Here is an 8,494-nt window from a genome sequence, read left to right as displayed (position 1 = left end):
CAGCGTTCCGCGCCGCTGCCACAACCACCACCTCCAGGCAAAGGGAGAGAGGAGCAATTGGGAAGTGTCTTAATCTAACTTGAAACGACTGTGACCCCGCTCTACTTCTCGGAGCTGAGCGCTGTCCCCACCTTCTCCATCAAGTCGTCCAGCTCGCTGTAGTCCGGCAGAGTCGTGTCGATGGCCTGCCCCTGACGCAACACCACCCGGTCATGCTGGGGACGGGAAAGCAGCTCGTCAAAGCCACGTCCCTTGAACAGCACCAGATCTGCCGGCAAGCCCACCCCAATTTGCCCTCGCTCGGTCAAGCCCATGATGCGGGCAGGGGTGGTGGTGATGGCCTGGGGCCAATCCCCATAGGGGGTATCCAGGTGCAAAATGCGGGTGGCCTCCCGGAACACCTCCAAGCCATCGTGATCCCCAAAGCCGTAGAAGGGATCCCGACAGTTATCGCTGGCTATCATCACCGGCACGCCCAAAGCCTTCAGCTCATGCAACAGCGTCACTCCCCGCCAGCGGGGGGTATGGCCGGGGTTACGGGCTTGCAAATATAGGTTACACATGGGCAGGCTGACCACGGCAATTCCCGCCTCTCTGACCAAGGCCATAGTCTTGTGGGCCACCTCCGGCGGTTGCACGGCCAGGCTACAGCAATGGCCACACACCACCTGATGGGGAAAATCGTTGCGCAAGGCCGCCGCTGCTACGTGTCTCAATGTGAGGGATCCCGGATCATCCGTCTCATCCGTATGAAAGTCCAGAGCCAAGCCCCGCTCCTTGGCCAGGGCAAACACCCGATCCAATTGCCGATCCAGTTCCGGCCCCATCGCCGCCACCCCACCCAGGATCCCGCCCACTTCCGCCACCTTGTCCGCCAGCTTTTCCCCTGCAGGGGTGAGAAAGGCATCCAAGCTCAAAAGCGTGACCGCCTGGAGTTCCAGCTTGCCCGCCCACTCTCGGCGCAGCTGAACAAACACCTCCCAGCTGGCCCCCATAACCTGAGGATTCTCACAGACCAGATGGGTGCGCACTGCCTGGGATCCATGGGCATAGCTGCAGCGCAAACCAAAGCTGAAGCGACGGTAGAGATCCTCCCGAAACTGCTCCGGATCCCCGTCATAGGCTTGCTTCATCTTCACCCAATCTTCCTGGCCGGCCTGCCTCGCCCCGGCAAAGGTACCATCGGGATTGGGGGTGCGCGGCCACACATGCCCCTTATCCAGGTGGGTATGGATGTCCACAAAACACGGCCACACTTGGCCCCGCCTTAGATCCACGCTGGGGATCCCCCGGGGCGGGATCCCTGTTGCCAGCCGGATTTGGCGGATCTGCCCCCCTTCGATTTCCAGATCCAGCAACACCAGGTTATCGCGGTTGGGGACAGCTCCTGGCACCGCCTCCTTCAGTACCGACAGGGGAACCTGAGCATTCAGCAGCCAGTAGTGGGCAACGCCGGGGATCTGCATGGCGGGCAACGAAAAAGTGACTTCCAATCTTAAGGGGATCCGAGCCCCTCAGGAAGAATCCAGTGCTACAGCAGCTAGGCAAACTGGCCCACCACCTGCATGGCAAAGCTGAGCAAAATGAAGGCCAACCAGGGGGAAAAGTCCAAGCCACCAATGGGGGGAATGATGCCGCGGAACAGGTTGAGATAGGGATCGGTGAGTTGGCTGAGCACCGACAGGATGGGGTTAGACCAGTTCAGTTGCGGGAACCAGCTCAGCAAAATCCGCACGATCAGCAGAGCATTGTAAATGACAATGAACTGGTAAAGGGAGCGGAACAGCAAAGACGCGGCAGTGCCGTAGACCAACCCCAGGGAGAGGCCGTCCACCCAAGCGAGAGGAGACAACAAGTGACTGAGCATCATGGTTGGGAAAAGTAGGGAAACAACTCGATCAACTCAACATCCATTAAGCTGAAGCACCTTCGCCAGAGGCAGACCTGGCCCAGGATCGCAACTCAGCCGAGAGAGGATGGCAGAACCTAGAGAGGAAAGCCGCTGCCGCCTCTAGTTTGGCATGGACAGGGATCCCCTGCTCAAGGCTTTTCCTCAACAGCCCTGGAAGAGGTTTCCTTGACGAGCAATTGCGTGCGCATGGCCTGAATCGCCTCGTTTAACTCGGCAATCTTGGCCTCTAGAGTGCGGCGGGCTTGAGCAATGCGTTCTGCCTCATTTTCCCACTTCTTCCAGTCGCTGGACATGGCGGGCTCCCCTGAAGCACTGAGGCGCGGTCGTTCAGGGGCTACCGAGGTGCCGTTGAGGCGATCTGGATCCCGGCGTTGGCCTTCGGCGGATCCCTTTCTGAGTCGAGGGGCAAGCACAAACCCAATGACCCCGCCGATGATCCCTCCCAACAGGGCGCCGGTCACTACACCCGCAATGAAGTCACCTTTCTGATCTGCCACGCTTTTGTCCAGCTCAATAACAATAAACTTGAGTCATCTTCTTCCGTTCTACCTTTCCTGTCCCACTCCTGCCAGCAAATCCGACCAAGGTTGAGGTAGCCGCCAGCGGCTGAGATGTTCCAGATGGGCTTGCACCTGATCCCTCAACTCGGCAAACGTGTGTTGCAGATCGCCGGTCGAGGGTAGGGATCTCAGCGTTGCCTGCCAGAGGTAAGCTGGGGAAAGTTCAGGGCTGAGCAACTGCCACAAACGCTGCAGCTCCTCAAAGTGAAGGCGATCATCTTCTGTGAGGGAAAGCACCAACTGGCGACGCAGATCGCGGGCCTCTTCCGACATCAGGTAGCGCAAACCCGTTTGGGCGGTGGGTAACCAATCCAGTTCCCCATCGCTGCGGGCAATTTGAATCAGGTTCTCCAGGCGGTTCCAGCGGAACTTGCCGTCTTTGATCAACACTTGCAGCAGCCGTTGGCGAATACGCGGCGATTCATCCGTCAGCAGGCGCTTGGCCACATAGGGATAGGCCACACCGACGATGCGGAACTGGGGATAGAGGCTGAGGGCTACTCCCTCTTGGGTCACCAAAGAGCGGATCACCAGAGCAAAGTGGGAGGGCACCTGAAAGGGGTAGCGGTACATCAAGTCGGAGAACTGATCTGTGGCCGTTTTGAAGTTAAAGTTGACCACCTCTTGGGTCAGCACGTCTGCCAGCACCTTTTCCAAGGCGGGGATCAGCTCTTGGCGGCCGACATCCGACTGCAAAAAGCCCAGATGAATAAAGTCATCGATCAGGGCGTTGTAGTCGCGATCCACCAGGTGAACCAGAGCATCCACCAAGTACTCCTTCATTTCCTCGGTAAGCTGATCCATCATGCCGAAATCGATGTAGGCCAAGCGACCATCGGCCAGGGCGAACAGGTTGCCCGGATGGGGATCCGCGTGGAAAAAGCCGTATTCCAGCAATTGCTTGAGGGCAGCAACCACCCCGATGCGCACCAATTGTTTCACCTCCAGGTTGGCTGCTCGAATGCGCTCCACATCCGTCAGCTTGATGCCGTCGATCCACTCCAGGGTCAGAACCCGGCGGGTGCTGTAAGCCCAAAAGATGCGCGGCACGTACACATCCGGATCGTCGCGGAAGTATTCGGCGAAGCGCTCGCAGTTTCGCCCTTCGTGCAGGTAGTCGATCTCTTCAAAAAGCTTGCGGCCAAACTCATCCACCACCGCCGTCAAAGTACTGCCCAGGTTCAAGGGCAGCCAGGGGCCCAGCCATGTCGAGGCCCAGCGAATCAGGTACAGATCCAGGCTCAACTGCTCTCGCAGATGGGGTCGCTGCACCTTCACCGCCACCCATTCGCCGCTGTGCAACTGCGCTTTGTAAACCTGGCCCAAACTGGCAGCAGCCACCGGCTCTGGAGAGATCTGGGCAAAGATCTCGGCAATCGGACGGCCCAACTCGGATTCGATGCGGGCAAATGCTTGCTCGGAAGGAAATGGCGGCAGTTGATCTTGCAGTTGGGTGAGTTCTTCTAGGTAGTCTTTGCGCACCAGATCGGGGCGGGTGGAGAGGGCCTGCCCCACCTTGATGAACGTTGGCCCCAGGTCGGTGAGCAGCTTTCGCAACTGCACCGAGCGCCGTCCCACATTGCGATCAGTGTGTCCCCACAGTTGATCCCAGCGCAAACAGAGGACAAACCACAAGAAAGGCCAGAGAATGGCCAGCGCCCGACCGATCACTTGGGGCAGGCGCCAGCGGTAATAACGGCAGATCAATTGCGGATCGTAAACTTCCAAAGCGGCAACGGATGAAATTCTACTAAACACACTCCAGCGATCTCACAGTCTTTTGTTTTAAAGCTCCCGGTATCCATCTTAACAGAAAAAGCCTCGCCGTTTCTGCGCAAGGGCCTGTCAGCCCCATCCTGCCCCCTTCTCGGCCAGGGCCGGCCTGTTTCCCCCTCAAATGATGGTGTTGTCCGGGATCACCGAGTCTTTGATGATGGTGACGATGCCATTGCTGATCCAGATCCCCTCCTCTTCCCGCTGCGCTTCGGTGACGTGATCCTTGTTGAGGATGCGGACATTGCGCCCAATGCGGGCATTCTTATCCACGATGGCGTTGACAATGTGGGAGTTGGCCCCGATGCCCACCGGTGGGATCCCTTCCTCCAGCCTGGCCTGCCGCTCTTCTGCCGACTCGTAGTAATCGGCTCCCATCACCAGGGTGTTTTCGATGATGGTGTTGGCCTCCAAGCGGCTGCGAATGCCGATGATGGAGTTGCGAATTTGGGCGTTTTTGATGATGCAACCATCGGCGATCATGGAGTTGACAATCTGGGAGTCGAGGATTTTGTTGGGGGGCAAAAAGCGCGGGCGGGTGTAGATGGGCATTTCGCTGTCGAAGAAGCTGAAGGGCGGGTTGGGCTGCTGCACCAGTGCCAGGTTGGCCCGGTAAAAAGCCTCGATGGTGCCGATGTCTTCCCAGTAACCCTTGAAGAGGTAGGCTTGCAGATGGTACTTGCCGATGGCTGCCGGCAGCACCTCTTTGCCAAAGTCGGTGTGCTCCTTGACTTTGAGCATCTCGATCAGAGCTTCTCGCTTGAATACATAGATGCCCATGGAGGCGATGTAGGGCTTGGCTTTGGCTTCTTCCGGGCTGAGGCCGAGAGCTTGCGTGTCCACCTGGCAGGCTTTCAGCAGATCTCCTGTTGGCTTTTCCTTGAAATCCACAATGCGACCGTTCTCGCCAAGCTTGAGCAAGCCAAAACCCGAGGCCACTTTTTCTTCACAGGGGAGCACCGCCAGCGTCACATCGGCTCCCACCTGCCGGTGATGGTGGATGAAGGGGCGGTAGTCCATGCGGTAGAGGTGATCCCCAGACAGGATGAGGAAGTCCCGCGGCTTCCAGGAGTCCATCAGCCAGAGGTATTGGCGGACAGCATCGGCGGTGCCTTGGAACCAATCGGGATTGTCAGGGGTTTGTTGGGCCGCCAAAACGTCCACAAAGCCGCCTGTGAAGGGGGACAAGCGGTAGGTGTTGACGATGTGGCGGTTCAGAGAGGCAGAGTTGAACTGGGTGAGGACGTAGATTTTTTCGATGTCGGAGTTGATGCAGTTGCTGACCGGGATGTCGATGAGGCGGTATTTTCCGGCCAGGGGCACAGCAGGTTTAGCGCGGCGCTTGGTCAGGGGATAAAGTCGGGTGCCACGCCCACCTCCCAAGATGATCGCCAGTACATCGCGCATGGTTGTCCTCCACCAGGCTACACCCAATAGCATAGACTGCTGCGGGGCCACCTCAACGACTGTCCTGTCGGATCTGGCCGGGCTGCTCGGAAAGGGGAACAAGTTGGCAAAACGGGGGGAGCTGATGGCGCGCATCCTGGCCTTTACCAACAACAAAGGGGGCACCGGCAAGTCCACCCTCTGCGTCCACGCGGCTCAGTTGACGGCCCAGCGGGGATACCGAGTTTTGCTCATCGATCTCACGTCCCAGGCCACTGCCAGCAACCTTTACCTGGAAGGGGCCGGATCCCTGGCGGCACCGGAAACGGCTTGGGCCAGCTTACACCCGCAGCACCAACGTCCTCTGGAAGAGGTGATCTACTGCACCGACAAGGGGGTAGATGTGGCGCCCTCCCACAGCACCATGGCGGAAGTGGCGGCCCAACTGGCTGCTGCTGGAGAGATGGGGCAGAATCTGTTGCAGCGCCAACTGGATCCCTTGCTGCCGGACTACGACTTCATCTTTCTCGATACGCCGGGAGAACTGAATGCCCTCACCGCCAATGCCCTGCGGGTGGCCCAGCGGGTGTTGATCCCGACACGGCTCAACCGCGCCGATTTCTCCTGCACGGAAGTAACCTTGCGCTACATTGAGGCCCTGAAAGGCCAGCTCAGCCACGCCCGCGCCGTTTTGACGATGCTGGACGACCGCTATCTGCCGGGGGGCATTTGGTCGGGATCCCATACCGGGCAATTGTATGTGCAAGCGCAACAGATTTTTGCGGATGTGCTTTCACCCGTTACTATTCCAGATAGCAGCGATTTGCGCATTGCTTTTGACTACGGCTTGACGGTGATGGACTATCGGCCTCGGTCGGCGGTGTGTCAGCGGCTGCTGCAGTTTGTTGAACGCGAGGTGCTCTTGTGACCGGATCTGACCGCAGCCTCTTTCCTTCGTCGGGGGAAATTTCCCGCCGCTCCGGCGGAATTCGGCGCAAGGCCGGTGCTAAAACCAGTTCAGAGCCCACCTCCGCAGAGTCTACTCCCACAGGTGAGGAGCCGACAACGATGTCTTCTCAGTCTCCCTCAGAACCAACCCCAGAATTGCCGGAAATTGCAGCCCTCAAAAGCCAACTGGCCGAAGCTCAACAACTCTTGCAAGACTACCAAAACAAAGTCTCTACCCTGCAAGCTCAATTGCAGCAGGTTACTGCCCATCGGGACGAATTGCAAAAGGCGCTGGCGCAGTTGCAAGCGGTTGCGGACGAGCGGGCCAAAACCATCCAGGAGTTACGGAAACCCAAAGAGCAAGCCCCCATCATTCAGCCCAAACCCCAATCCTCGCCTCTGCACGCGCAAAAGAAGATCATGAATCGGCCCATCTTCGACAATGTATCAGCCACCGATGAAAGCATGCCTCCCTATCTGCTGGATTGACCGGGATGGAAGGGATCCCTAAGGGCGTGATTTGGATGGGGTCTCCACCTGTTCTGCTCCCTCCTCCTTTCAGCCCGACCTGTGCTTTCTTCCCCACTTTCTGGGGATCTGGGATCCGATAGTTGGATATTGGATTGGATAACCTTTGTTCTCAGTGCCCTTCTCATGAGCCAATCTCCATCGACTCTCCCTGCTGGTGATGCCATTCCGCCCCACGGGGGCACCCTGATCAACTGCATTGCCCCGCCTGAGCAGGCGCAGGAGCTGCGTTCCAAAGCCGAACATTGCCCCATCCTCTATCTCGACGAGCGGGCCCAATCGGATCTGGAGATGATCGCCATTGGGGGCTTCAGCCCGCTAACGGGGTTTATGGGGCGGGAAGATTACCAGGCCGTTCTGGAAACGATGCACCTGGCCAATGGCTTGGCTTGGTCGCTGCCGGTCACCCTGCCGGTCTCCTCGGAAGTGGCAGCGGGTCTGAAAGAGGGGCAAATGATCGCCTTGGCCAGCTCCGCGGGCAAGATCCTGGGCTTACTGGAGCTGACCGAGAAGTTCACCTACGATAAAACATACGAAGCCCTGCAAGTTTATCGCACCACCGATGAGCAGCATCCAGGGGTAAAGGTGCTCTACGAGCAGGGATCCGTCTATTTGGCCGGCCCCGTCACCCTCCTGCAGCGGGATCCCCACCCTCTTTTTCCGGCCTACCAGATTGACCCGGCCCAATCGCGGCACCTGTTTCGGGAAAGAGGCTGGAGAACCATTGTAGGCTTCCAAACCCGCAACCCCATCCACCGCGCCCATGAATACATCCAAAAATGTGCCTTGGAGATTGTGGACGGGCTATTTTTGCACCCGCTGGTGGGGGCTACCAAAAGCGACGACATTCCCGCCGATGTGCGTATGCGCTGCTACGAGGTGTTGATCGAAAAGTACTACCCCAAGGAGCGGGTGATCTTGGCCATCAACCCTGCGTCGATGCGCTACGCCGGCCCCCGCGAGGCTATTTTCCATGCCCTCATTCGCAAAAACTATGGCTGTACCCATTTCATTGTGGGGCGGGATCACGCCGGGGTGGGGAACTACTACGGTACCTACGATGCCCAACACATTTTCGATGAGTTCCAGCCGGGGGAGCTGGGCATCATTCCCTTGAAGTTTGAACATGCTTTCTATTGCACCGTCACCGGCACCATGGCCACGGCCAAGACCAGCCCCAGCCAGCCTCACCAGCGCATTCACCTCTCAGGTACCAAGGTGCGGGAAATGCTGCGCCGCGGTGAAGTGCCCCCGCCGGAGTTTTCTCGACCAGAAGTGGCCCGGCTGCTGGCCGAAGCCATGCGAGAGCGGGGTTAACCCTGGGAATCTCCCTAAGTGGCAGTCAAAAAGGGCCTGGGACAGACCAGACCCTCTGTATTGAAAGTTG

At 58.4% G+C, this 8,494-nt stretch carries 8 protein-coding genes; 3 read left to right on the top strand and 5 right to left on the bottom strand.

Going from position 1 to position 8,494, the window contains the following annotated elements; translation table 11 throughout:
- Positions 1–101 precede the first annotated feature (101 nt).
- The 5 genes from NW829_RS10915 to NW829_RS10895 form a co-directional block, all read right to left on the bottom strand.
- Positions 102–1,493, bottom strand: coding sequence for a cytosine deaminase (locus NW829_RS10915; protein WP_414417075.1), 1,392 nt, complete (start codon positions 1,491–1,493; stop codon positions 102–104).
- A gap of 47 nt (positions 1,494–1,540) precedes the next feature.
- Positions 1,541–1,870, bottom strand: a complete 330-nt coding sequence (locus NW829_RS10910; protein WP_011432695.1) for a YggT family protein — start codon at positions 1,868–1,870, stop codon at positions 1,541–1,543.
- A 170-nt stretch (positions 1,871–2,040) separates the two neighbouring features.
- Positions 2,041–2,409, bottom strand: a complete 369-nt coding sequence (locus NW829_RS10905; RefSeq protein WP_414417074.1) for a hypothetical protein — start codon at positions 2,407–2,409, stop codon at positions 2,041–2,043.
- A gap of 48 nt (positions 2,410–2,457) precedes the next feature.
- Entirely contained in the window at positions 2,458–4,230 is a 1,773-nt protein-coding gene (locus NW829_RS10900) for an ABC1 kinase family protein (protein WP_414417073.1), read from the bottom strand.
- A 135-nt stretch (positions 4,231–4,365) separates the two neighbouring features.
- Entirely contained in the window at positions 4,366–5,652 is a 1,287-nt protein-coding gene (locus NW829_RS10895) for a glucose-1-phosphate adenylyltransferase (RefSeq protein WP_011432698.1), read from the bottom strand.
- A gap of 124 nt (positions 5,653–5,776) precedes the next feature.
- On the opposite strand from NW829_RS10895, the gene NW829_RS10890 reads away from it, so the two are divergent.
- From NW829_RS10890 to sat, 3 genes are all read left to right on the top strand, one after another.
- On the top strand, positions 5,777–6,559 hold the full coding sequence (locus NW829_RS10890) for a ParA family protein (protein WP_414417072.1): 783 nt from the start codon (positions 5,777–5,779) through the stop codon (positions 6,557–6,559).
- A gap of 140 nt (positions 6,560–6,699) precedes the next feature.
- The gene (locus tag NW829_RS10885; protein WP_414417071.1) at positions 6,700–7,068 is read left to right on the top strand and encodes a hypothetical protein; all 369 of its coding nucleotides are present in this window, start codon (positions 6,700–6,702) and stop codon (positions 7,066–7,068) included.
- A gap of 165 nt (positions 7,069–7,233) precedes the next feature.
- The gene (gene sat, locus NW829_RS10880) at positions 7,234–8,424 is read left to right on the top strand and encodes a sulfate adenylyltransferase (RefSeq protein WP_414417070.1); all 1,191 of its coding nucleotides are present in this window, start codon (positions 7,234–7,236) and stop codon (positions 8,422–8,424) included.
- The last annotated feature ends 70 nt before the right edge of the window (positions 8,425–8,494 follow it).

The organism is Synechococcus sp. R55.8 (genome assembly GCF_047461895.1).
GTDB lineage: Bacteria > Cyanobacteriota > Cyanobacteriia > Thermostichales > Thermostichaceae > Thermostichus.
Note: the sequence above shows the minus strand (reverse complement) of the source record. Positions and strands in the feature narration are given on the sequence as shown.